Here is a 25044-nt window from a genome sequence, read left to right as displayed (position 1 = left end):
AGAAAGGAGCGTATAATGGTCTTAAATTTTTTTAAAAAAGAATATATAAAATATATTGTTCTTGTCTTTATACTCTTATTATTAACAATATTTATCCTTCCTGTTTCCATTCCAATTATACTCGCTTTACTTACAGCTATTATTATGGAACCTGTCGTAAAGTTCACTCAAAAAACATTTAAATGGAAGCGTAAACCTGCTGTCATAACTAACTTTGTTCTTTTTATTATCGTCATTTCCGGACTATTATACTTGGTAATTACCAAACTAATTAGCCAGCTTATTCACATCTCTCAGACCATTCCTACATATATTAATAACTGGACCGGATTATGGATTAACATGCAAAACAACATATTTAAATACACAGAAGGTCTCCCTACAGAAGTTGTCGTATCGATTCAAAGTAAATTTGATGCTACATTAGAAAGTATGAGAGATGCCCTACTAGATATACTTAGTTACAATAATATTTCTACACTTTTAACGAATATACCGAACTTTTTAGTCAGTTTTATAGTGTTTATTATTGCCCTTTTTTTATTTATGTTAGATTTACAGAATTTACAGCTTAAATTTTTTCATTATTTATCAGATAACACAGCTGGTAAAGTACGTTTTATGTTTTCTAACATAAAGAAAGTAGCTATTGGTTTTATGAAAGCCCAAATTATAGCTAGTTTTATTATTTTGGGGGCAGCATTCATTGGCCTATTACTTATTATCACCCCAAAATATGCTTTAATAATGGCTATCGTTATTTGGATAATCGATATTATCCCGATATTGGGTTCCATTGCTGTATTAGCACCTTGGGCTATTTATCATTATCTAACAGGTGACATGGTATTGGGAACTAAGTTAACTATATTGGCAGTTGTGCTACTAGTGATACGCAGAGCTATAGAACCTAAGTTAATGGGTTCTCAGATGGGAATATCCCCTCTTGCAATTTTAATAGCCATGTTTATAGGAGCAAAGCTATTTGGTTTCATTGGGTTTATGATAGGCCCTCTTGTAGTTATTATTTTTATTACTGCTAAAGAATCTGGAATGCTTAAACTAAATTTTAAAATTTAAACGATTATAAAAAGCCTATACTCTATTGGAATGATTCCAATAGAGTATTGGCTTTTCTTTTTATCCACCTATTATTGCTTTGATAACCGATGTAGTTTCTCCACCTGTATAAAATACATATAGCAATAAGTAGACAGCAACTCCTGTTATTGCAACTAAGAACCATATTACACTTGTGATTGGTCCAATTTTACGATGCTTTTGGATATTATTTTTATATCCTAGATATAGAGTTACCAAACCAAAAAATGCACCTGTCGTTGCTAATGTAATATGAAATATTAAAAAGATTGTATAGTAAATTTTAATATCGGCTGGTCCACCAAAAGCTGTATTACCAATGAAAATAGTTCGTGAAGCATAGATGATGAAAAATATTAAAGCTGAAATAGCGGCTGCAGTCATCGTTTTTTTGTGGGCTTCAATTTTCTTTTGTTTTATGAATGCCCAACCAATAGCTACTAAGATAGCACTTAACACGATAAAAAATGTACTTATTGTTGGTAGAACTGGTAAATTCATCAATCATTCTCCTCAAATCACTATATTAAGATTATAGTCTAGCCTGTACTTTTAAATCATCCAGAGCTTTTTGCGTAATTTCTTCTGCGTTGTCCTGCTCATTTTTATACCATTTGAAGAAAATGGACATTAAGAATACTGCATATATAATCTCTTGAACAATTTTCATCAGAATACCACCCAATTGCTGATCTGCGATAGGTGTCATATTGGAAAATAATTCAGGTCCACTTAATGATAGTCCCGCTAATGTACTTGCTGGAACACATAGCTCCATCGCTTTCAACCAAGAATCCGAATTTGTGTACGTATCGTACAATGGTGTTCCAGTGAATATAATCAGCGCACATGCTGGAGTTATTAAAACTGCACTTCCTATAATGAATCCTATCTTTTTCAAACCGTGTAAACGTCCAGTAATTCCTTTTATCTCTATGATTGACCACCACATGAAAAGTGCTGACAGGAATAGAATAAACGTGTATGTTCCATGTAATCCTTCATCCAATTTGATATAATCGAAAAACAAAGGAATATGGTAAAAAGAGAACAACCCTGAGAAGACAATTAGTGAAAGTAATGGCTTTGTTAAAACTGGAAAAACCTTACGTACCACAGGTAATTCTATGACGACTTTCCATACCCACCATGGTATCCCTTTCATTAAAAGCGGCGGAATTAATAATAATAAAAGTGCCATCTGGACCATATGAAATGAGAACATAATATGTGCCATTAAATCCACTGGAGAACCTTTTACAATATATAAAAGTACAATACCTACTAAAAAGTAAACAGCCTCTTTCATTTTCAACGGCTCGGATACTTTAAAGTCATTTCTCCATTTGACAGTTATTAAAAAATATAAAATAGTTAGAAATACTATTACTCCAATCATCACTGGGCTCCACATTGCTTGGAATCCAAATATACTTAAAGGCATAGAAATCATCGCTCCTTTTTAGGTAACTTCCTTTATTATATAGGTCGAGCCCAATAACTTCAATGAACGAACTATGACATTTAGAATTTAAAGCTACATCCTTCACCTTTAAAAAATTTGCAAACAATACAATTACTATTAATTTCTTCCTCCCAGTATTTCCAATCTAATTTGTATGTCAATAGATTATAAACTTCTTTATTCTATAAAAAAAGCCGAGACAAAGTGTTTAACTTTGTCTCGGCTTTAAATTGTTTAACCCCACCAAATAATTGTAAGGAAAGTTAAGATGAAAGTGAAAGCTATCAAACAAGCACTGTACAAGAAAAATGCAGCTACCTGATGATTTTTTTCGCTCATATGCATGAAGTAGTACAGTTGTAAAACTACTTGAATTGCTGCAAGCAATAAAATAACTGGAACTATTAAATATACGGAAAAACCAGCAGCTACAGTAGTAAAAGCAATTAATGTTAAGAATATCATAATCGCAAAAGTTGTAACTTGGTTACGCATATCTTTTTTACGTTTTTGCTTAATATATTCAAATTCTGTTTGTGATCTCACATAAACTTGAGCGTCGTGTGACATATTAACCAACAACTCCCATCAAGTATACTACTGTAAAGATGAATACCCACACTACATCAATAAAATGCCAGTATAGAGAAGCAGTATAATATTTTGGTGCATTATACAAACTAAATCCTCGTTTAGCATTACGTAACATTAATAGAATAATCCATCCCAATCCAATTACTACGTGCAATCCATGAGTACCTACAAGCGTAAAGAATGAAGATGAAAAAGCACTTTGACCATAAGTAAAACCTAAATGTACATAGTGGTTAAACTCATAAATCTCTAAACATAAGAAAGCTAATCCTAAAAGAACTGTTATAGCTAACCAAGTTTGCATACCTCTAAAATTGTGATTTTTCATGTGATACATTGCGTACACACTTGTTAATGAAGAAGTTAATAGTAACATCGTCATGACAAATACTAACGGTAATTCAAAAAGTGTTTCAGTTGAGAAAGTCATACCACTTGGACCTTTGTTTTTTAACGCTAAATAAGTAGCAAACAAACTTGCAAATAGTACAGTCTCTCCACCTAGGAATAACCAAAAGCCTAAAAATTTATTCTTACCTTCTAAAGTAACTTGCTCAGGATGATCTGGCCAAGTTTGTGGGGTGTACTTTTTATTAAAGTCCATAATTATTTACCCCCTTCATCATTCATTAAATCTTCTTTGTGAATATGAAAACCATGATCGTCTTTAATCGAACGAACAGCCATAGAACCAAGTGTAATTGCTAAACCTAGTACTAATACTGGAATTGCCCAATCTTTTTCACCATTGTATAGTGCTCCAAAAGCTGCGATGAACAAACCAATCGTCATAACAAAAGGAATGAAAGAATTGTTAGGCATATGGATATCAGAAACTGGTTCTGCATATGTCATACCTTCTTTGTTACCTTCTTGTTTTTCAATCCAGAAAGTATCTAATCCACGAACAAGTGGAGTTTGTTTAAAGTTATAAAACGGAACTGGTTGTGGAATAGCCCACTCCAAAGTACGTCCGTCTTCCCAAGGGTCATTACCAACAGGAACGTTTTTAACAACTGTAATTATGATGTTAATTACTAGTATAATTACACCAATTGCCATGAGTGCAGCACCTGCAGAACTGATTAAGTTGAAAGTATCCCAACCTTGGTTTGCTCCGAAAGTAAATACGCGACGAGGCATACCCATAAGTCCTAAGAAATGCTGTATAAAGAACGTACAATGGAAACCAATAAAGAAGAACCAGAATGTCCATTTACCTAACGTTTCATTTAACATTTGATTGAACATTAACGGCCAATATAAATGTACCGCTGCTAGAATTGCTAGCACTACCCCTCCAACGATTACATAATGGAAATGGGCAACGATAAAGTATGAATCATGTAATTGGTAATCAAGCGGTGCTGCTGCTTGCATAATACCAGTTACCCCACCTGCTACGAATGAAGGGATGAAACCTAATGCATATAGCATTGGAGTTGTGACTTTAATGCTACCACCCCAAATTGTAAGCAGCCAGTTAAAGATTTTCATACCTGTTGGAACAGCGATTGCCATAGTAGCAACTGCGAAAATCGCATTAGCTGTTGGTCCTAAACCAACTGTAAACATATGGTGAGCCCAAACCATGAATCCTAGGAAACCGATTAATACGGTTGCAAAGACCATAGATGAGTAGCCAAATAAACGTTTACGCGAGAACAAAGCGAATATTTCTGAGAATATACCAAAGGCAGGTAGTATTAAGATATACACTTCAGGATGCCCGAAAATCCAGAATAAATGCTCCCAGATAATTGTATTACCACCCATTGTATGATCAAAGAAGTTACCACCAAACATACGGTCAAAGATTAAGAAGAATAATCCAATAGTAAGTGGTGGGAATGCAAATAATATCAATGCACTAGCTACAAATGTAGTCCAAGTAAACAATGGCATACGCATGTACGTCATACCTGGAGCGCGCATATTAATAATTGTTACTAGGAAGTTAATACCTCCTATATAAGTACCAGCACCGGATATTTGTAGCCCAAGTGCATAAAAGTCAATACCATGACCAGGTGATGCTAATGATAATGATGCATAAGAAGTCCATCCTGCGTCAGGTGCTCCACCCATAAACCAAGATAGGTTAAGGAAAATACCACCAAACAAGAATAACCAAAAACCAAGCGCATTTAGAAATGGAAACGCTACGTCACGTGCGCCAATTTGAAGAGGCATGACTGCGTTCATAAATCCAAATAATATAGGCATGGCTGCAAGGAATATCATGGTTGTACCATGCATTGTAATAATTTCGTTAAAAAGACCAGCACTTACAAAATCATTATCTGGTTGTGCTAATTGAATACGAATAAGCATTGCCTCGATACCACCGATTACGAAGAACAAACCGCCGGCAGCAAGGTAAAGGATTGCGATTTTTTTATGGTCTACTGTTGTTAAATAGTCCCATAAAGTTGCGCCAAAGCCCTTTTTCTTTGCGATAGAACTCACAACTTTAACCTCCCTCATAAATTATCTGCGGAACTTATTTTTCTACAGATAGTCCCATTAGATATGCTGCAAGAGCATCTAATTGGTCTTCACTAAATTTTTCGCCGTCGTTAATAGTTTCTGGCTGAGGCATTAAGTTACCTGGTTTGTATAATTGAGGATCATTAATCCATTTTTTTAAGCTTTCTTCATCATGGGACATAAATCCAGCAACACGATTACGATCACCAAAAGTTGCTAAGTTTGGACCCATTCCGCCGGTAGTACCAGCACCTGAAGTTGCGTGACAAGCGATACAGCTAGTATTGAAAATTTCTTCACCTTGAGAAGCAAGTTCACCTTCTGCAACATGCTCGTTAGTTTTCATTGTTTCAACCCAAGCATTAAAATCTTCTGGTTCTAAAGTTTTCACTTTGAAATCCATAAGGGCATGTGACGGTCCACATAGTTCCGCACATTTACCGTAGAACACACCTTGTTCTAGATTAGCAGATGCATCATCAAATTCTAAATAGAATTGGTTAACATTTTCTACGTTTGTATCCATTTTACCGCCAGCTGTAGGAATCCAGAAGGAGTGTTTCACATCAGCAGCTTTTAAATTGAAATAAACTTTTTGATCCGTAGGAACTACTAACTCTTGAGCTGTAACAATTCCTAGATCCGGATACTCAAATTCCCACCAATAAAGACTTGCTTTAACATTTACAGTTACATTTGTTTTGTTTCCTTCTTCATCGACTTGATCCATTGCAGCTACATCCGCATGTTTATAAGTATAGTAAACAGTCGGTATAGCAAGTACGATTAACAGTAATATTGGAATAACTGTCCATACTATCTCAAGCGTATGACTTCCCTCTACTTGTTTAGGAATAACATCTTCCCCAACTTTTTTGCGACGGAATTTCACTAGAGCAACCACATAAATAATTACTACTACAATAATAACTAAAGCCATAATAGCAGAAGATAGTAATAACAAGTTAAATTGATCTCTACCGACTTGTCCTGCAGGTGTAAGCGTTGATAAGTATTCTTCGCCACAACCCGATAAGAAAATCGTTAGAGCTGCTAACAGTGAAAAAAGTCGCCATTTTTTAAGCCCTTTCATCATAGCTAAATCAAACCCCTCTTTCATAGTTGTTTTCATGTTTCTTTGGACTGTGGTTCTGTTTATATGAATTCTTGTTGACTAAAGAAAGAATTCCAAGGATTAAATAAAAATAGAAAAAATAATTATCGCTACGAATAATATCGTCATATAGTTTAAGGAATATATAAACATACCTGTTGCCCATTTTATATCATCCTTCACACGGAAACCTTTGATGGAGAAGTATAACCAACCAAGATTTAGTGCAGTTGCCAAAACAACAAATATTATACCTAATTCCATTAATAAAAATGGTAATGGGAATAATAGTAGAATCCATAAAAGTATTGACACTTTTGTACGTTTAAAACCTTTTACTACTGGTAGCATTGGGATATTGGCAGCTCGATATTCTTCTGTACGCTTCATCGCAAGCGCATAGAAATGTGGAGGTTGCCATGCAAACATGATTAAAAATAAAGCAAGTGCCCCAAAACCTAATTTAGGTTCAACAGCAGCCCACCCGATTAAAGGTGGTATTGCACCAGATATACTACCAACTATTGTGTTACTCACATATTTTCGTTTAGACCACATCGAGTATAACACAACATAGCTGACGATTCCTGCTAGTCCCCACACTCCCGCTGAAGTAGAGGCCAAAAACAATAAAATTTCACCTACAATCAATAGTGAAAAAGAAGTTATTAGCACGGCTAATGGACTAAACCTTCCAGTAACTGTTGGTCTTCCTTTTTTGCTCTTCATGACAGGATCTATATCACGATCGATAAAATTATTCATTGCTGCAGAACCCGCGATAATCATTCCGGACCCTATTAACGTATAAAATAATATATCCAACTCTCGAAGAAAGTTTCGATCGGTAAATTGAAATGCTAGCCACATACCAGTAAAAGTTGTAAATAAGTTAGAATTGACTATACCTATTTTAATGAGAGATAAAAAATCTTGAAAAAATGAAGTGTTTACTCGTTCAGTTTCAGTCTCATTAGTTGCGGTTATTGAATGACCATTTGACATGCTGTCCCTCCTTTCAAAGATGTAAGCATATTCCGCTACCTTTTACTATAACGAAAATCTTAAGTAATTTCTACAGTTAATGATAATTTTCGCATAAATATAGTTGAGATACTCTTTTATATACTTAGGACATATCAATAGTAATGCATTTTCGTGCATTGTTTGTGAATGTTCGAGTACGAATTTATGAACAATTTGTGAAATGCAATTACTCTACCTATTAGTTTGAAGGTTATACATTGTATTTTCCTCCGTGATTCGATATCATCAAAAAGCAGATACCGTCTTTTTAAGACGAGCAAGATACATAAAGTAGGTGACGTATTGCACATTCATAAAAATTTAAAATTGTTAGCTGTTGCATCTACAGTTGGTATGCTGCTCATTCTTTTAGGAGGAGCATTAGTTACTAAAACCGATAGTGGTATGGGTTGCGGTAGACACTGGCCTGGTTGTAACGGACAACTTATACCCGATGTAATAACTGCTGAGGTATTGATTGAATTCTCACACCGTCTAGTTACAGGGGCTGTTGGTATATTAATCGTCGCCCTAGCAGTTTGGTCATGGAAGGCGCTTGGACATGTTCGAGAAACAAAATTCTTATCAGCAATGGCAGTATTTTTCTTAGTCGCTCAAGCATTAATTGGAGCAGCACAGGTAAAATGGGGACAAGGCGACTTTATATTAGCTCTTCATTTTGGTATATCTCTCATCTCCTTCGCTTCAGTTTTATTATTAACCTTATTAGTTTTCGAGATTGACCGTAAGTTCGATACAGATAAAATCAGAATCGGCAAAACATTAAAGTTCCATACAATTGGTGTTACACTTTATTCTTATATTGTCGTATACACCGGTGCATTAGTTCGACATACAGAATCTAGTCTTATATGTAATGACTGGCCATTATGTAATAACGACCAGTTTGCACTTCCTTCTAATTTATATGAGTGGGTACAAATGGGGCATCGAGCTGCTGCAGGATTAATATTTATTTGGATTTTAATTATAGCGATTCACGTAATGCGAAATTATAAAGATCAGCGGGCAATTTACTGGGGATGGGTCATCTCTTTAATACTAGTCTCCTGCCAAGTAATTACCGGTATGTTAGTCGTGTTGACTAAACTAAATCTTTACATAGCTTTATTGCATTCTTTATTTATATCCTTATTATTCGGTCTGTTATGCTATATGATTCTACTATTATCAAGAAGTAAAATGAATAACTAAGAACAAAAAAAAGCAGGGTAAACAAACGTCAAGTCCTTTAAGAACAAAACCTTTTCCTCTCGTTTCCGAAGGGCTTTGGACAGACATCTTGCTTATGATTATCGAGTGAATATTTAGGGATATGTTTGGTTGAGACTTACGTCACAACCAAACATATCCCTTTTTCCGGAAATATTATGGCGATTTGCTATCCGTTGCCCTCCTGCAACTCTCTTAGAAACAGGTAAGTGCGTTATGATAATAAGAGAAAGACACTTTCATATTCATAGAGGAAGCTCTCGAAGATAGAATTTTGTTCGCTGTCTCACTTCTTTATTTGGTGAAAACTTACTACTTCTCCTAATTTTCACTAGTATTAAAGAAAATCTACTTCATTCATCATTAAGTAATAGTATCTCTAATTCAACTGCAATTTCAGATAGCTTTTCTTCTTACATTAACTGAAATTAATCTTATTATCCCTAGCGATAAGCTGCGCTAAATTTAAATTGAGTACTACATATTATTTTGATTGTAGTGAAAGGTGGCGACTCCAGCGGGACCAGCACGAGCTGAAAGCCCCGGAGGAATGTAGTGACGAGGAGATTAAAGCCGTGCCCGCGGAAAGCGTCCATCTGAAACGGAAATCTGTAGTATTTTTCATTCTTTAAAGTCACATGAACCCCGTGTTCACCGGACATTTTTATATACTTATTCTAAAATAAAAGGCTGTCAGACAGGAATGTCTAACAGCCTTTGCTTATTGGTTATTCTTTATCCATCACGATTAACAAATCACCAGTTGCAATTGCCTCTCCAGCAATAACATGAATCTCTTTTACAACTCCATTAAATGGGGCTTGTACGGTAGTTTCCATTTTCATAGCTTCCGTAATAAGGAGATGTTGACCTCTTTTCACTTTGCTGCCTGTAGAAATTGCCACCTTCAGAACAGTACCTGGCATAGTTGCCCCAATATGACCTTCTTTTGTCAAATCTGCCTTTGGTTTAGATAAATGGCTCACTTCTACATTCATATCCTGAATAGAGATTTCACGTGGTTGACCGTTTAATTCGAAATAAATAATACGGTTTCCATCATGGGTTGGCTCGCTTATAGAAACAAGCTTAATAATTAAAGTTTTTCCTACCTCGATTTCCACTTCAATTTCTTCCCCTAATCTCAATCCGTATAAAAATGTGGGTGTATCTAATACCGAAACATCTCCAAAGTTTTTATCCATTTCACTATATTCTTCAAAAACCTTTGGATATAGAGTGTAAGCAAGAATCTCTTGACTCGTAACAGGTCGCTCTAATTTATGGAATAACATTTCTTTAATTTCTTCGAAGTCCACCGGCTCGAGTAATTCACCTGGACGAACTGTTATCGGTTGGCGACTCTTTAGAATCACTTTTTGTAATTCTTGTGGGAAACCTCCGTAAGGCTGTCCGATATAGCCTTCAAAAAACTCTATAACAGAATCCGGAAAATCGATTGTCTTCCCTCTAGTAATGACAGAAACTTCATCTAAATTATTTTGTACCATGAATAAAGCCATATCCCCTACCACTTTAGAAGATGGGGTAACTTTCACCACATCACCAAATAATAGATTTACACGAGAATACATTTCCTTTACTTCTTCCCAGCGCTCTCCTAGTCCAACTGCTTTAGCTTGTTGTTGAAGATTACTATATTGTCCCCCTGGCATCTCATGAACATAGATTTCAGTATGAGGACTCATCATACCGCTTTCAAAGTCTTGATAATATTTGCGAACATCTTCCCAATAATAAGAGATTTTTTCAAATGCCTCGATATTTCCAATAACCTCTCTATTAGAGCCTTTTAGCGCATAACTTAAACTACTTGCACTCGGTTGTGAAGTTAGACCAGCCATTGCACCTAATGCTGTATCCACTATGTCCACTCCTGCTTCTACAGCTTTTGCATACGTATATACACCGTTACCACTAGTATCATGTGTATGAAGATGAATAGGGATATCAACTGTGCTTTTTAACTCACTTACTAGACGATAAGCAGCTTCTGGTTTTAAAAGTCCAGCCATATCTTTAATCGCTAAAATATGTGCCCCTGCGTTTTCTAATTCTTTTGCCATGTCTTTGTAGTATTGCACCGTATATTTGTCTCTAGAATCATCTAAAATGTCACCAGTGTAACATAGTGCCGCTTCTGCAATTTTTCCTGATTGTCTAGTTGCATCTATAGCAACTTCCATCCCTTTTATCCAGTTTAGGCTATCAAAGATACGGAATACATCGATACCAGCTTCTGCAGACTTTTGTATAAACTCTTTTATCACATTATCCGGATAATTTTTGTAACCTACTGCATTTGCTCCACGGAATAACATTTGGAATAATACGTTTGGAATCATTTGTCTCATTTTTATCAAACGATCCCAAGGATTTTCTTTTAGGAAACGGTATGCAACGTCAAAAGTTGCCCCTCCCCACATTTCGTAGGAGAATAAATCAGGCATCCCTTGTGCTGATTCCTTCGCTATTCCAAACATATCGTGTGATCGAACTCGTGTTGCTAATAGTGATTGGTGAGCATCACGGAAAGTAGTATCCGTTAACAATACACCTTGTTGTTGCTTAACCCAATTAATCACACCATCTGCACCATGTTCATCTAAAATTTGCTTTGTGCCGATTGGAGGAGCAGTACTCAGATCAAAACTTGGTGTTCTGATAGCACCAAAAATAGGTTTAGACTTTTTCTCGATACCTGGGAAACCATTAATCGTAACATTCCCTATATAATTTAATAATTTAGTTCCACGGTCTTTGCGATTTGGGAATAAAAATAATTCAGGTGTTGAATCGATGAAACTTGTATTAAACTGACCAGAAATAAAGCTTGGGTGTTTTACGACATTTTCCAAAAAAGGAATATTTGTTTTAATCCCTCGAATTCGGAACTCCTGCAAATTTCTGTCCATTTTAGCTGCCGCTTCTTTAAAGGACATTCCCCAAGTAGAAACCTTCACTAATAATGAATCGTAATATGGAGATATTACAGCACCCTGGAACCCATTTCCTGCATCTAAGCGTACTCCAAATCCACCACCTGAGCGATAAACCATTAATTTACCTGTGTCTGGCATAAAGTTATTTAATGGATCCTCTGTAGTTACACGTGATTGAATAGCAAATCCAAATAACGGCATGTTTTCCTGGCTTGGAATTCCCATTTCCTCACTATTAAGCGCTGTGCCATCCGCTATTTTAATCTGTGCATGGACAATATCCACACCGGTGATCATTTCTGTAATCGTATGCTCCACTTGAATTCGAGGATTTACTTCTATAAAAAAGAATTCATCTTCCGTAACTAAAAATTCTACTGTTCCAGCATTTATGTAAGAAACATTTGTCATTAATTGGACAGCCGCTTTACAAATTTTGTCGCGCAATTCTGAATTTAAAGAATTTGAAGGTGCTATTTCCACAACTTTTTGATGTCTTCTTTGAATTGAACAATCGCGTTCATATAAATGAATTAAATTACCCTGAGTATCACCGAGAATTTGTACTTCAATATGTTTAGGCTGGAAAATACAGCGTTCAACATAGACTTCATCAGAGCCAAAAGCAGCTTTAGCCTCTGATTTAGCACGTTCATATGCACTTTCAAGCTCATCTTCAGATTGAACTACGCGCATTCCACGTCCGCCGCCACCTAAAGATGCTTTAATCATTAAAGGATATCCGTGAGCTTTACCGAATGCCCGTACCTCTTCAACAGTATCTAAAGGTCCATCACTTCCTGGAATAACGGGTATACCTGCTAATACTGCTTGTTCACGAGCTTTCACTTTATCTCCAAACATATCTAAATGTCTAGAGGTAGGTCCGATAAAGATAATCCCTTCCTCTTCACATCTTTTCGCAAAATCTACATTTTCCGAAAGAAAGCCATACCCTGGATGGATTGCATCAGCTTTACTTTCTTTTGCAATACGAATTATATCTTCAATGTCTAAATATGCATCGATTGGTTTTTTACCTTCCCCGACTAAATAGGACTCATCAGATTTAAATCGGTGAAACGAACCACTATCCTCTCTTGAGTAGATAGCTACTGTTCGAAGATTTAACTCCGTACATGCTCGAAAAATACGTATTGCAATTTCCCCTCTATTTGCAACTACAATCTTTTTAATCTTTTTCATCCCATACACCCCTTATTGTCTATTTTTTTCATGCTTCACGAACATAGATACGTTCATCAATATCCCAAGTGCTGCCGATAAAATAATAATAGAAGTACCCCCATAACTTATAAATGGAAGTGGTACCCCGGTCAGCGGGATAATTCCAAGCATTCCTCCTAAGTTTATAAAAGTTTGAAAACCTATAATACTACCAATACCCGCAGCGATCATACGAGCTTGAGAATCCTTTGTAGATAATGCAATGCTAATCGCTTTGAATACAATAAAGAACAGACCACATAAAACAATTAATACCCCAATTAGTCCAAGTTCTTCTGCTATGATAGCCATGATAAAATCAGTATGTGGTTCGGGTAAATATCCATATTTCTGATTGGAATTCCCTAAACCTAAGCCGGTTAAACCACCTGATCCAATGGCAATATAACCATTTACAATTTGATATCCAAACCCTTGCTCGTAATCAAAGGGATTGAAAAATGCTTCCAATCTTCCTCTACGACGATCTGTCAACAATGCATCTTTCATCATATAGATGGCAAATAGACCCGCTACGATAACTATACCAATTAATCCGATTATTTTGGAAAATGATTTAAATTTAATTCCACTAGCTGCAATTACTGAAATAGCTACGAAACTAATAATCATTGTATTCCCAACGTCTGTCTCCATCATAATTGACACGAAAACAAAAAATAACACGATTAATGGTGGTCCCACGGATTCATTTAATTTATCTAATGTACCATTTTCTGATTTTTTTGCAAATATTCCAGCAAAATATAAAACTATTACTAGTTTTGCAATTTCGGAGGGTTGGATATTAAAACCTAAGTCGATCCAGCTCTGAGAACCACTTTCTCCACCAACTCCGATAATATGCACTAAAAATAAAAGAGTAAACATAACAAGAAGCATTAGTTGCATCATTACTTTATTTTTATAATGCTTGTAAGGAAAAAAAGCAGTTATAAAAAATACTGGAATACATAGCAGTAAATTTGTTTTTTGCTTATTGAAAAAATGGTCAGGATCCCAACCGTAATTGAGTACTGCCCAGCCCATACTGGCGCTATAAATCATTACCAAACCAAAAAAGCATAAAGCTAAGTAAACAAAAAATAATGGGTAGTCAAAGTTTCTTGCATAACGTTTTAAATATGAAATCATGTATTATACCTCTATTTCTTTATATAGAAAAAAAACTCAAACAGTTAGTTTGTTTGAGTTTTATAATTATCTTTCTGTATGAATCTCATGTAAAACGGATAATTCTTTTTCAAGAGAAGCGATAATCTCTTTTCCTTCGATTTTCTCTAAAAGGCCAAGTTTTACCGCAAAATCTATTTCACGTGATAATCCAAACATCTGCGTGTCTAAAACCTCTTCATAAAGAGGGCATTGAGGCATCGTTAAGTTATCCATCTGCACTTTTATAAGCTGTGCAATCTTTTCTGCATCTTTTTTCAAAAGCTCTAGAGCCTTATCTTGATACGAAATTTGTATATTAGTATCCATGAGGACGCCCCCATTTTTATAATTTCTAATTATTTATCTCCTAAAGTGTATCTTTTGAACAGAAAAATTGCAAGTGTTCTCTCATTTTACTTGTAGAAATAGTTAAATATTCTTTAGAACTTTTCAATTTAAAGGTATACTTATTATGATTAGATAGTTTAGAGGAGGCAATTTTGTTGGAACTTATCATACCAGTTAAAGGTGCAGTTAAATTTAATATTACGTTAGACCCTACCGTTTGGATTTTCGATGATCGTAAAATCGATTTGGATGAGTTTTTTTCTGGTGAGTATGAGTACAAAGATGAACTAGAAGAGTATACAAAGGTCACATCAGCTCATTGGTCCCGTGAAATCATTGAAGGATCTACAAATCCACCAACTTTACAAACTGAGAAAAAATTCGACCGTACGAAAGCACTAACAAGTACTTTCGGGATTGATATGAAACCATTTATCCTAAATTCTGAGCCATTGCCAAATGCAACAAAAGTTGTGGTCGAAACGACAGAGGGTGAACATATATTTTCTTTTGAAGATTTAGATACTTTATTATTAAAATTTAGCCATAAGGGGAAACCACTTCGTGAGGACGGCCCTGTCCATATATTAAAAAAAGATGGATCAAATATTAATACTCCGATAAAATCTGTCACAGCGTTTCGTGTAGAATAGGAGATGTATAGATGAAAGTACAATGTGCCATTTGCGATCGAATTGATGAACTTCCAAATGATTTACCACTGGCTAAGAAGCTCAGAAATCGCCCAATTCACACGTATATGTGTCCAGAGTGTCATGACCGTATTGAAGAAAGAACTAACCGTCGTCTTGCAACCGGAAAGTTCATTTTTTACAAGAGCTCACGACTAATTGAAAACGAGTTTTAATATTAATTATACGAAAAGCTGGCCATAAAACGCTCAATCTTTTAAGGCCAAAACCTGTTTTTATTATTTCCGAAGTGCTTTAGGTAGCTGTTTAGGTATATTATTACCGAGTTAATTTTTAGGGATGCTGGTTGGTTGTGATGTCAGTCACAATCAACCAGCATCCTTTTTTTCGGTAATCTTATGGCGTTTGTCTATCCTTACCCCTTCAACAACTTTTAGAAACGGGTTAGTGCGCTTTTGGATAATTGAGAAAAGATGCTTTCTTATTCATAGAGGAAGCTCTCGAAGATACAATTTCGGGAGCACTATCGCAACTCTAAACAATAGATATCAGCTATTAACTTATCATTTACGAATGATTCGAGCCTATTTTATCTTTACTTTCTCTCATCGATTGTTTACTTGCTTCCATCACCGGCTTACTTGCGGTCATGTATTATTTGCTTGCTCTTAGTCTATGTTTACTTGCCATCTAATACCTTTTACTTGCGAAACGGATAATCTTTCCAAAATTTTCTATTCATTCAAAACCTTAATGTGTAGAATTAAAATACTAATAGCTATTTTCTACTCCGGGGTCGACTGCAATGGATAGTTCCTTTAGATTATCCTGCATCGTGTTTTTCATAAAGGATTAATTTAATTTATAAATAATAGCCACTTACTTAATTGTTTGTAGTGTAAGCCAGGAACTCCAGAGGGATTAGCGAAAAAGTCGAGACCCAGCGGAAGCTTTTATTTGAACAAAGGTAGTAACTCAAATTTTTGTGTCGAAAATTCGAATATAGTGTCCTTCTGCACCGAGGGAGCTTTGCCTCGCCTGCAGAAAACGTTCGCCTGAAACGAAAATCAGCGGTATATGACTGAATTTTTATTAAGTATTTTCCCTTAATCAATGCTTTCACATATTTTGCTCATTTTTTTTAAAAAGAAAAAGCTCAACTACATTTAAGTAGTCGAGCTTTGTTTTTTCTCAAGTCGTAAGCGTATTTTGTAAATAATTAAAATCAATGCTGCCACGATTAACCCTTCCACAACAGGAAGGAAAAATGCGAGGAACGTCAACATTAAGCATCCTAATAACAAGAATACGTAAATTACAACATTTTGACTAAAACGCAATTTCTTTGCAAATCCAAGCTTGTACACAAGCACAGAAAGCAAGAAAATTAAAACAAATAGCACATAACCAGCTATATCGAAATTTGGCATAACCTCATAAATATATCTCGCTATACTAGACATTCTACCAAATACGAATTGCTTTTCCTCCAAGGTTATTCACCCTTTCAGTTTCTATTCAAGTTCTGCATTTTTCTTTTTCTTCGTAACACGTTCACGTTCATTCTTCTCTAGAATTTGTTTACGTAGACGAATAGACTCAGGTGTAATTTCTAGATACTCGTCATCACCTAAATACTCAATAGCTTCCTCAAGTGTCAAAATACGAGGTCTTTTAATAACATTAGTTTGGTCTTTATTAGCTGAACGAATGTTAGTTTTTTGTTTCATTTTCGTTATATTAACTGTGATATCAGCATCACGAGTATTTTCCCCAACGATCATACCTTCATAAATCTCAGTACCTGGTTCAAGGAATAATGTCCCGCGATCCTCCACTTGCATCATACCATAAGTTGTTGCTTTACCAGTTTCCATTGATACAAGAACACCTTGGTGACGTCCTCCAACACGACCGGAAACTACTGGTTGATAGCTATCAAACGTATGGTTAATGATACCGAAACCTTTAGTTAAGGACATGAATTCTGTTGTATATCCAATTAATCCACGAGCTGGCACCATGAAAATTAGACGAACTTGGCCATTACCATTGTTGACCATGTCAATCATTTCACCTTTACGTGTACCCATCGATTCAATAATAGAGCCTACAGCGTCTTCTGGCACATCAATTTGTACTCTTTCGATTGGCTCACATTTTTTACCGTCAATTTCACGTATAATAACTTTTGGTTTTGAAACCTGTAACTCGTAACCTTCACGACGCATGTTTTCGATTAAAATCGACAAATGAAGCTCTCCACGACCAGAAACAGTCCATGCATCTGGAGATTCTGTATCTTCAACACGTAGTGAAACGTCTGTTTCTAGTTGAGAACGTAGGCGCTCTTCAATTTTACGTGAAGTAACCCATTTACCTTCGCGTCCAGCAAAAGGTGAGTTATTTACTAAGAATGTCATTTGTAAAGTTGGCTCATCAATACGTAACGGAGTTAACGCATCAGGGTGATCTGTAGGGCATACTGTTTCACCAACATTGATTTGTTCCATACCTGACACCGCTATCAAATCTCCAGCTTTAGCTGACTGAATTTCTTCACGTTTTAAACCGAAGAAACCGAATAATTTTGTAACACGATAGTTCTTAACGGAACCGTCTAATTTCATTAATGAAATTTGTTGCCCAACTTCGATTGTCCCACGGAATACACGACCAATACCAATACGTCCAACATAGTCATTGTAGTCCAGTAGTGCTACTTGGAATTGTAATGGCTCATCAGAGTTATCAATTGGTGCTGGAATCGCTGAGATAATCATTTCGAATAGACATTTCATATCTTCTTCTTGTTTAGAAGGATCATCATTTAAAGAAGCAGTTCCGTTTACACCTGAAGCATAAACAACTGGGAATTCTAGTTGATCTTCATCTGCACCTAATTCAATAAACAATTCTAGAACTTCATCTACTACCTCTAGTGGACGAGCTGAATCTTTATCTACTTTGTTTACTACTACGATTGGTGTTAATTTTTGTTCTAACGCTTTTTTCAATACAAAACGTGTTTGAGGCATACACCCTTCATATGCATCGACAACAAGTAAAACGCCATCTACCATTTTTAAAATACGTTCTACTTCTCCACCGAAGTCAGCATGTCCAGGCGTATCAAGGATGTTAATACGCGTTCCATTATAATTGACCGCAGTGTTTTTTGCTAAAATTGTAATACCGCGTTCACGCTCTATATCATTCGAGTCCATGGCTCTTTCATCAACATGTTCATTTGTACGAAAAGTACCTGACTGTTTTAATAATTGGTCGACTAATGTCGTTTTCCCATGGTCAACGTGTGCTATAATTGCAATGTTTCTTAAATCTTGACGTATATTTGTCATATTTCCACTCCATATTCTTTTTTCGAGTCCATAACTGTGTTATTATATCACAAGTGAAACTAAAGTAATATTATTTTTTATCATTTATTTTGGAGGTAATTATTTTGGGTCATATTAAATGGATTTTCGTACTATATTCTTTAGGTGCAATTTTATCAATGGCACTTGTCGGAATTGCTATTGCACTGCGGAATATTCCACTTATTTTTGTATTCCTTATTTTATTGTTCGTCATTATGGGATTTGGTTTCAAAACAAAGAAAAAAATGCGCGATGCAGGCTTACTTTAAATGCCTATTCCTTTCCAGCAGGATTTAATCTGCTGGATTTTGTTTTATTTGAATATAATCTGTCAATAATTGTTCATGTAATCCTGGTTTGGATATGATAAAGCTATCAGCATCTAGTAAATCTAGATGCTCAAATGCTAAATTAGTAGCAATTGCCCCTACTTCTTTTGCTATGACCATTCCTCCGGCTATATCCCAAGGTGATAATCGCATAGATATATAAGCATCTAACTTTCCAGTCACTACATAAGATATTTCGATTGCTGCTGATCCAAGTGACCTAGTACCTCTGACGGTTTTAAGTAAGTTCACCATCCCTTCATGATGTACATATCTATTTGGCACTACCCATCTTGCATTTATACCAACAACTGCCTCCTCAACCGAAGAAGCACCTAACTTTGGCAAACGCAAATCATCCAAATATGCGCCACCGTTTAAGGACCCACTAAGTAACGTATCTTCCATAACATTATATATATATCCTAGGATTCCTACTCCATCCTTATATATTCCCAATGATATAGCAAAATTTTGTTTTTGATGAATGAAATTTGTTGTTCCATCTATTGGATCAAGTAACCATACAAAACCACTTAAATCCTTTATGTCATCTCCAAATCCTTCTTCTCCAAATATTCGGTGCTCTGCAAAATCTGCTTTAATATGCTTTATAAAAAATTTTTCTGTCTCTTTATCTATATTAGTGACTAGATCATTTGCCTCTGACTTCGATTCAATGATGAGTTCGGAAGTCAGAGAAGTTTTAATGTTATATGCCGCTTCCTTTATTAACGACTTTGCATATGTATCAAGCTTGTGTATATCCAATCGTTCCACCCCTTCTTAACACCTATACTTTTAGTATAAAGAAAAAAACACCGGCTGTCTTTTCATTAGCAGGTGTTTTTTAAGGTACTCCTATGATGGAAACATTAATCGAGAGCATTTAGTTCCTCCAAAAGCTGGTGAATTTCAGCTAATCGATTTTTAGAAGCACTTATTTCTTTTTCATTTTTATTTGTCATTGCGTCAAATAAGGTCGCTAACTCATAATCTAACTCCATTTTTAATGTTTGAATTTTCTCTTTTTCCATGTCTTCCTTACGAATAATATGCACTACCTGTCTCATCACAACCACCCCTTCTTATTTTATATCGTAATATTCAGAAGATTCTTTATAATAAAGTATGCTACCATATAAATAATGTCTACTGAAAAATACTACTTACAAGATTTTTACCCAAATTTCCTATAAAATAAACATAGAAGTTGAAAGGAGTCTACATATGAGCAAAACATTTTGGACAGTTGAAGATTTTGATGTCTTTCAAATAGATGGACTTGAAAACAGAATGGCTGGATTAATCGAAAAAATTAGACCGAAATTCGAGGAGTTAGGCGGTCATTATAGTCATTATTTTTCTACAATACTTGGACAAGAATATTATCCCCATGTAGCTAAGCATGCAAGACGTTCGGTTAATCCTCCAAAAGATAGTTGGGTAGCATTTGCACCTTATAAGAGAGGATATAAAGCTCTACCACACTTCCAAATAGGTCTATGGGGTAGACACGCTTTCATCATATTAGCTGTTATTTATGAGGCACCCGATAAAGTAGCTATTGCTGAACGGTTATTAAAGAAAAAAGGATTATTTAACAAATTGCCCGCAGATTTTATTGTTTCTGGAGATCATATGAAGCCTGAAGCCTCTTTGCTAAAAAAAGAAAAGAAAGATGGCCTTGAACAACTACTGGTTCGTTTAAAAGATGTAAAAAAGGCAGAATTTTTAGTTGGCCGTCATATTAGTAGAGAAGAAGCTGTAAAACTTACTGAAGAAGAGTTCTTGGAACTTGCAGAAGAAACATTTGATCATTTATTGCCAATATATAAAACGATGGTCCACATGAAATAATATGCACCTCCTATACTTTTCAGTATAGGAGGTATTTTTTAACCCTTGATGATGCTACCGTCTGATTGCTCCTTCATCTTTTTAATAATAGGAAAGCTTACATAACCACTTTCTTTTTCAAATTCACGAAAATATGTTTTTTCTTCCGCAATAGAAGGTACTATTTCTTTAAATCTTCGGTATCTTTTCATTAGTTCTTCGCGTTTGATTCCATTTTCATATGCTTTTTCTATCGCTTCAAAAAATTGTACTACATCCACTATTTCTTCTGTCGACCAATCCAATGAAAAAGGGTATGTGTATTCCATCTATTACTACCTCCTTCTATTTCCACTTTTTTCGAATGTCCATTGCTTGCATTTCCATACGATCGAATAATTCTTGTACGGAAGGTATATCTTTGATGAACCCTACCGACTGGCCAGCCCAACCGAATCCTTTCTCTTCATCACCTTCGTAAATGAATCGCTTATTCGCTTCACCATTAATGTAATCCTTAAGAGCATCATATGTTACATTTTCACTTTCAATACTTAAAATAGAATCTGTCCAACTACTTTTTATGGCCCTTGCAGGTGCACCAAGGGATTTCTTAATAATTACAGTGTCCATTTCTTCGCTCTTTATTAATGAATTTTTATAAGCAGATGAAGCATGCACACATTCTTTTGTGGCGATGAATCTGGTACCCATTTCAATTCCTTCGGCTCCAAGTGCATGAGCAGCCATCCATCCTCTGCCATCTGCGATACCACCCGAAGCGATGACGGGTATCGACACAGCATCCACCACTTGAGGGATTAATACGATAGATCCGATATCATCTCTTCCAAGATGCCCTCCACCTTCATGCCCTACTACCATAACTGCATCCGCACCAAGTTGCTCGGCTTTTTGAGCTTGTCGTTTAGCAGCAACTAAGACTAGTTTTTTTATCGAAGTATTAGCGAGTTTTTCTAAAATAGGAGCTGGATTTCCCCCTGTCATCGATATTACTGGAACCTCTTCCTCAATAGCTACCTGCAACATATGCTCATACGGTCTCCCAGTTTGGCCAATTGCAAAATTTACACCAAATGGTTTTTCCGTCAGCTTTCGTACTTTTAGTATTTCTTCTCGCAACTCTTGTGGCGTTTTTAAACTCATGGCAGTTACTTGTCCTAAACCCCCAGCGTTTGAAACAGCTGCACATAAATCAGAATACGCTAGATAAGCAAGACCTCCTTGAACGATTGGAAGCTTTGTACTTAATAATTCTGTAACCCTTGTTTGAAAAGCCATTCTTCCCCCTCCTTATATTAATAGTCTAATGAAATTGTTCTATTGATACAAATTACAATGATTTTGATAGTATTACAGCTATTGAAGTGCTATAATTTCTTTTGTTTTATAAATTCTAACTAGAGGTGGTATGAACGTTGTCACAATTAGAAACTCCATTATTCGATGCATTACTAAAGCATCGAAATCGTCATCCAATCCAGTTTCACATTCCTGGGCATAAAAAAGGGAAAGGGATGGACCCTGCATTTCGAGAGTTCGTTGGAGATAATGTACTTTCTATAGACTTGATCAATATTGCTCCTTTGGATGATTTACACTCACCTAAAGGTGTAATAAAAAAAGCACAACATTTGGCAGCAGAAGCATTTGGTGCTGATGAAACATTTTTCTCTGTACAAGGGACAAGTGGTGCAATAATGACTATGATACTTACTATTTGTGGACCTGGAGATAAGATTCTTGTTCCACGAAATGTTCATAAATCGATAATGTCGGCAATTGTATTTGCTGGTGCGATTCCAGTTTTTATCCATCCAGAAGTAGATAAAGAATTAGGAATCTCTCATGGTATATCAGTAGAATCGGTAGAAAAAGCATTAGATGCACATCCAGATGCAAAAGGATTACTAGTTATTAATCCTACCTATTTTGGTTTAGCTGCGGATCTTAAAAGAATCGTGGAGCTTTCGCATAAGAAAGGGATTCCTGTTGTAGTAGACGAGGCACACGGAGTTCATATTCATTTTCACGATTCACTTCCCGTTTCTGCAATGCAAGCAGGGGCTGATATGGCTGCAACATCTGTTCATAAATTAGGTGGATCCATGACTCAAAGTTCTATTCTCAATGTAAAAGAGGGCTTAGTATCTACTAAACGTGTGCAGTCTATTTTGTCCATGTTAACAACAACTTCCACGTCCTATCCATTACTTGCATCATTAGATACTGCAAGACGACAACTAGCTATCCATGGCGAGGATTTAATAGGGGATGCTATTCGACTTGCAAAAGATACACGTAAACGAATTAATGCAATTCCCCATATTCGTTGTGTGGGGGAAGAAATATTACAAACATCTGCTACGTATGATATGGACCCAACAAAACTATTAATAAGTGTTAAAGACATAGGTATGACAGGGTATGATGCGGAAATCTGGTTAAGAGAAAAAGCAAATATAGAAGTAGAGCTTTCAGACTTGTATAATATTCTATGTTTAATCACTCTTGGAGATACAAAAAAAGAAGTTAATTTACTTGTTAACGCTCTTTCAAGAATGGTGGCTGCCCACGAATCTGATGCAGTCGTCGTAGAACCATCTGTTACTCTGCCAGATATACCAGGACTTGCTATGTCACCTAGAGATGCGTTTTACGCAGCTACAGAATCTATTCCGCTAAAACACGCAAGCGGTCGTATCTCTGCAGAGTTCGTAATGGTTTATCCACCAGGTATTCCAATTTTTATTCCCGGGGAAATAATTACCCAAGGTAATATAGATTATATAACGATGAACATTGAAGCAGGGCTACCTGTCCAAGGTCCTGAAGACGACACACTTGAGATGATTCATGTCATTAAAGAACATCAAGCAATATTTTAATAATTTTAAAGGAACTCATTTTGATGAGTTCCTTTTTTTGTATTGGACAAAAATATTAAGCTAAATGGGATGATATTTCTAAAATTATTATTAGATTAAAAGAGTAAATAACGGGCAAACAAATGACCCTAATACTGCACTTAAAGTCATAGAAACAGAGCCCATTGTTAATGTTTCCTCCCCATACTCCCCTAGTTTTGAAACACCAATACCGTGAGAGGCACTTCCCATTGCTATCCCTCTACTTATCTCATTATCGATGCGAAAAACCCTAAAAATAAAGGGTCCAAGAATAGCTCCAACTAAGCCTGCAAAAATAACGAAAACAGCTGTTAATGTTGAGATACCTCCTATTGCCTCACTAATTGGAATAGCAACCGGAGAGGTAATAGACTTCGGTAATAAAGACAATAGAACATGTTCATCGAATGACAAAAGCTTAGATAAAATAGTAATACTGATTAAACCTGAAAACAAAGCAATCAATACACTCAGGAGTATTGGAACTTTATAGTTGTAAATTTTCTCTCGGTGAATATATAGGGGATAGGCCATACTGACAACAGCTGGTCCTAATAATTCATTTATCCACTTTCCCCCCGACATATATGTATCATAGGGTATTTTACTTATTAATAAAATTATCACAATCAGTACTGTTGTAGAAAAAATAGGAATCAATAGCGGGTATGTAAATCTCTTATAAACGATAGACATTACATAAAAAAGCACAATTGTTCCGATTACCATCATAATTGCAATCATTCAATCTGCTCCTTTTTTAATGACTTCCCTTCAACATACTGACAAAAAACTCCGGTTATTATGATGGTTATTATTGTACTAATGACAATTGATACAACCATTCCTAAACCAGCCCAAGATAAGAACTCTGGATAATCCATAATTCCAATAGTAGCTGGTATAAAAAATAGCGCCAAAAAGGTTAATAAAAAACCTGCTCCATCCTTTATAAGATCAACCGGTATTATTTTAAAATATAAACAACTAAAAAGTAAGAACAGTCCAATAATACTTCCAGGAAATTGAAGGGAGAGACTTTGTACAATCCAAGATCCGATAAGCGAAAAAAGATACAAAATAATTACCTGAAGCACAATCCGAATAATTTTAACCATATATGCACTTTAAAGAATCTACCATAAAGCTATCACCTCCGAAAAAATGGTATTT

The 25044-nt window shown here is 35.7% G+C and carries 25 protein-coding genes; 7 read left to right on the top strand and 18 right to left on the bottom strand.

Going from position 1 to position 25044, the window contains the following annotated elements:
* The first annotated feature begins 15 nt into the window (after nt 1-15).
* Nucleotides 16-1080 (top strand): sporulation integral membrane protein YtvI, encoded by a 1065-nt coding sequence (ytvI, locus tag ACQCPR_RS05860; RefSeq protein WP_241596079.1) that lies wholly within the window; start codon nt 16-18, stop codon nt 1078-1080.
* 60 nt (nt 1081-1140) lie between these two features.
* Here the strand turns inward: ytvI and ACQCPR_RS05855 are convergent, their stop codons facing one another.
* The 7 genes from ACQCPR_RS05855 to cyoE form a co-directional block, all read right to left on the bottom strand.
* Nucleotides 1141-1602 (bottom strand): DUF420 domain-containing protein, encoded by a 462-nt coding sequence (locus ACQCPR_RS05855; protein WP_090562930.1) that lies wholly within the window; start codon nt 1600-1602, stop codon nt 1141-1143.
* Between the two features lie 31 nt (nt 1603-1633).
* Nucleotides 1634-2545 carry a cytochrome c oxidase assembly factor CtaG gene (gene ctaG / locus ACQCPR_RS05850; RefSeq protein WP_340879329.1) on the bottom strand — a complete coding sequence of 304 codons (912 nt, stop codon included), beginning with the start codon at nt 2543-2545 and terminating at the stop codon, nt 1634-1636.
* A 255-nt stretch (nt 2546-2800) separates the two neighbouring features.
* Nucleotides 2801-3136, bottom strand: coding sequence for a cytochrome c oxidase subunit IVB (ctaF, locus tag ACQCPR_RS05845; protein ID WP_090562936.1), 336 nt, complete (start codon nt 3134-3136; stop codon nt 2801-2803).
* 1 nt (nt 3137) lies between these two features.
* On the bottom strand, nt 3138-3764 hold the full coding sequence (locus ACQCPR_RS05840; protein WP_241596081.1) for a cytochrome (ubi)quinol oxidase subunit III: 627 nt from the start codon (nt 3762-3764) through the stop codon (nt 3138-3140).
* A gap of 2 nt (nt 3765-3766) precedes the next feature.
* Nucleotides 3767-5629, bottom strand: a complete 1863-nt coding sequence (locus ACQCPR_RS05835) for a cytochrome c oxidase subunit I (protein ID WP_090562941.1) — start codon at nt 5627-5629, stop codon at nt 3767-3769.
* Between the two features lie 34 nt (nt 5630-5663).
* Entirely contained in the window at nt 5664-6746 is a 1083-nt protein-coding gene (coxB, locus tag ACQCPR_RS05830) for a cytochrome c oxidase subunit II (RefSeq protein WP_090562944.1), read from the bottom strand.
* A 99-nt stretch (nt 6747-6845) separates the two neighbouring features.
* Nucleotides 6846-7769, bottom strand: a complete 924-nt coding sequence (gene cyoE, locus ACQCPR_RS05825; protein ID WP_090562947.1) for a heme o synthase — start codon at nt 7767-7769, stop codon at nt 6846-6848.
* 324 nt (nt 7770-8093) lie between these two features.
* On the opposite strand from cyoE, the gene ACQCPR_RS05820 reads away from it, so the two are divergent.
* Nucleotides 8094-9005 carry a COX15/CtaA family protein gene (locus tag ACQCPR_RS05820; protein WP_090562950.1) on the top strand — a complete coding sequence of 304 codons (912 nt, stop codon included), beginning with the start codon at nt 8094-8096 and terminating at the stop codon, nt 9003-9005.
* A 746-nt stretch (nt 9006-9751) separates the two neighbouring features.
* Here ACQCPR_RS05820 and pyc read toward each other — a convergent pair.
* From pyc to ACQCPR_RS05805, 3 genes are all read right to left on the bottom strand, one after another.
* Complete coding sequence (gene pyc, locus ACQCPR_RS05815) at nt 9752-13192, bottom strand: pyruvate carboxylase (RefSeq protein ID WP_427138485.1); 3441 nt, start codon at nt 13190-13192, stop codon at nt 9752-9754.
* A 12-nt stretch (nt 13193-13204) separates the two neighbouring features.
* Nucleotides 13205-14368, bottom strand: coding sequence for an FtsW/RodA/SpoVE family cell cycle protein (locus ACQCPR_RS05810; RefSeq protein WP_090562956.1), 1164 nt, complete (start codon nt 14366-14368; stop codon nt 13205-13207).
* 66 nt (nt 14369-14434) lie between these two features.
* Nucleotides 14435-14716: a YlaN family protein gene (locus ACQCPR_RS05805; protein ID WP_090562958.1), complete on the bottom strand. Its 282-nt coding sequence runs from the start codon at nt 14714-14716 to the stop codon at nt 14435-14437.
* Nucleotides 14717-14892: 176 nt separating this feature from the next.
* On the opposite strand from ACQCPR_RS05805, the gene ACQCPR_RS05800 reads away from it, so the two are divergent.
* Both ACQCPR_RS05800 and ACQCPR_RS05795 read left to right on the top strand, forming a co-directional pair.
* Complete coding sequence (locus tag ACQCPR_RS05800) at nt 14893-15390, top strand: peptidyl-prolyl cis-trans isomerase (protein WP_427138484.1); 498 nt, start codon at nt 14893-14895, stop codon at nt 15388-15390.
* A gap of 11 nt (nt 15391-15401) precedes the next feature.
* A complete protein-coding gene (locus ACQCPR_RS05795) occupies nt 15402-15605 on the top strand; it encodes a YlaI family protein (protein WP_090562964.1) in 204 nt (67 codons plus the stop codon).
* A 951-nt stretch (nt 15606-16556) separates the two neighbouring features.
* Here the strand turns inward: ACQCPR_RS05795 and ACQCPR_RS05790 are convergent.
* Nucleotides 16557-16883: a YlaH-like family protein gene (locus ACQCPR_RS05790; protein WP_241596089.1), complete on the bottom strand. Its 327-nt coding sequence runs from the start codon at nt 16881-16883 to the stop codon at nt 16557-16559.
* Nucleotides 16884-16904: 21 nt separating this feature from the next.
* On the bottom strand, nt 16905-18752 hold the full coding sequence (gene typA / locus ACQCPR_RS05785) for a translational GTPase TypA (RefSeq protein ID WP_090562966.1): 1848 nt from the start codon (nt 18750-18752) through the stop codon (nt 16905-16907).
* A gap of 104 nt (nt 18753-18856) precedes the next feature.
* On the opposite strand from typA, the gene ACQCPR_RS05780 reads away from it, so the two are divergent.
* The gene (locus ACQCPR_RS05780) at nt 18857-19042 is read left to right on the top strand and encodes a YlaF family protein (protein ID WP_090562968.1); all 186 of its coding nucleotides are present in this window, start codon (nt 18857-18859) and stop codon (nt 19040-19042) included.
* Between the two features lie 24 nt (nt 19043-19066).
* Here ACQCPR_RS05780 and ACQCPR_RS05775 read toward each other — a convergent pair whose 3' ends face one another.
* Both ACQCPR_RS05775 and ACQCPR_RS05770 read right to left on the bottom strand, forming a co-directional pair.
* Nucleotides 19067-19873: an inositol monophosphatase family protein gene (locus ACQCPR_RS05775; protein WP_427138483.1), complete on the bottom strand. Its 807-nt coding sequence runs from the start codon at nt 19871-19873 to the stop codon at nt 19067-19069.
* A 104-nt stretch (nt 19874-19977) separates the two neighbouring features.
* A complete protein-coding gene (locus ACQCPR_RS05770) occupies nt 19978-20175 on the bottom strand; it encodes a hypothetical protein (protein WP_090562975.1) in 198 nt (65 codons plus the stop codon).
* Nucleotides 20176-20332: 157 nt separating this feature from the next.
* On the opposite strand from ACQCPR_RS05770, the gene ACQCPR_RS05765 reads away from it, so the two are divergent.
* Nucleotides 20333-20962, top strand: coding sequence for a YktB family protein (locus tag ACQCPR_RS05765; protein ID WP_427138482.1), 630 nt, complete (start codon nt 20333-20335; stop codon nt 20960-20962).
* 38 nt (nt 20963-21000) lie between these two features.
* On the opposite strand, the gene ACQCPR_RS05760 is transcribed toward ACQCPR_RS05765, so the two are convergent.
* Both ACQCPR_RS05760 and ACQCPR_RS05755 read right to left on the bottom strand, forming a co-directional pair.
* The gene (locus tag ACQCPR_RS05760) at nt 21001-21270 is read right to left on the bottom strand and encodes a UPF0223 family protein (protein ID WP_090562981.1); all 270 of its coding nucleotides are present in this window, start codon (nt 21268-21270) and stop codon (nt 21001-21003) included.
* 16 nt (nt 21271-21286) lie between these two features.
* The gene (locus tag ACQCPR_RS05755) at nt 21287-22243 is read right to left on the bottom strand and encodes an NAD(P)H-dependent flavin oxidoreductase (RefSeq protein ID WP_427138481.1); all 957 of its coding nucleotides are present in this window, start codon (nt 22241-22243) and stop codon (nt 21287-21289) included.
* 137 nt (nt 22244-22380) lie between these two features.
* Here ACQCPR_RS05755 and ACQCPR_RS05750 point away from each other — a divergent pair, with 137 nt between their 5' ends.
* Nucleotides 22381-23850, top strand: coding sequence for an aminotransferase class I/II-fold pyridoxal phosphate-dependent enzyme (locus ACQCPR_RS05750; RefSeq protein ID WP_090562987.1), 1470 nt, complete (start codon nt 22381-22383; stop codon nt 23848-23850).
* A 90-nt stretch (nt 23851-23940) separates the two neighbouring features.
* On the opposite strand, the gene ACQCPR_RS05745 is transcribed toward ACQCPR_RS05750, so the two are convergent.
* Both ACQCPR_RS05745 and ACQCPR_RS05740 read right to left on the bottom strand, forming a co-directional pair.
* On the bottom strand, nt 23941-24615 hold the full coding sequence (locus ACQCPR_RS05745; RefSeq protein ID WP_427138480.1) for an LrgB family protein: 675 nt from the start codon (nt 24613-24615) through the stop codon (nt 23941-23943).
* On the bottom strand, nt 24612-24989 hold the full coding sequence (locus ACQCPR_RS05740) for a CidA/LrgA family holin-like protein (RefSeq protein WP_427138479.1): 378 nt from the start codon (nt 24987-24989) through the stop codon (nt 24612-24614). Before ACQCPR_RS05740 ends, ACQCPR_RS05745 begins: the two co-directional genes overlap by 4 nt.
* Between the last annotated feature and the right edge of the window lie 55 nt (nt 24990-25044).

Source organism: Psychrobacillus psychrodurans (genome assembly GCF_050209195.1).
GTDB classification, from domain to species: Bacteria; Bacillota; Bacilli; order Bacillales_A; family Planococcaceae; genus Psychrobacillus; species Psychrobacillus psychrodurans.
The sequence above is the reverse complement of the archived record's forward strand: the minus strand, read 5'-3'. Positions and strand labels throughout refer to the sequence as shown.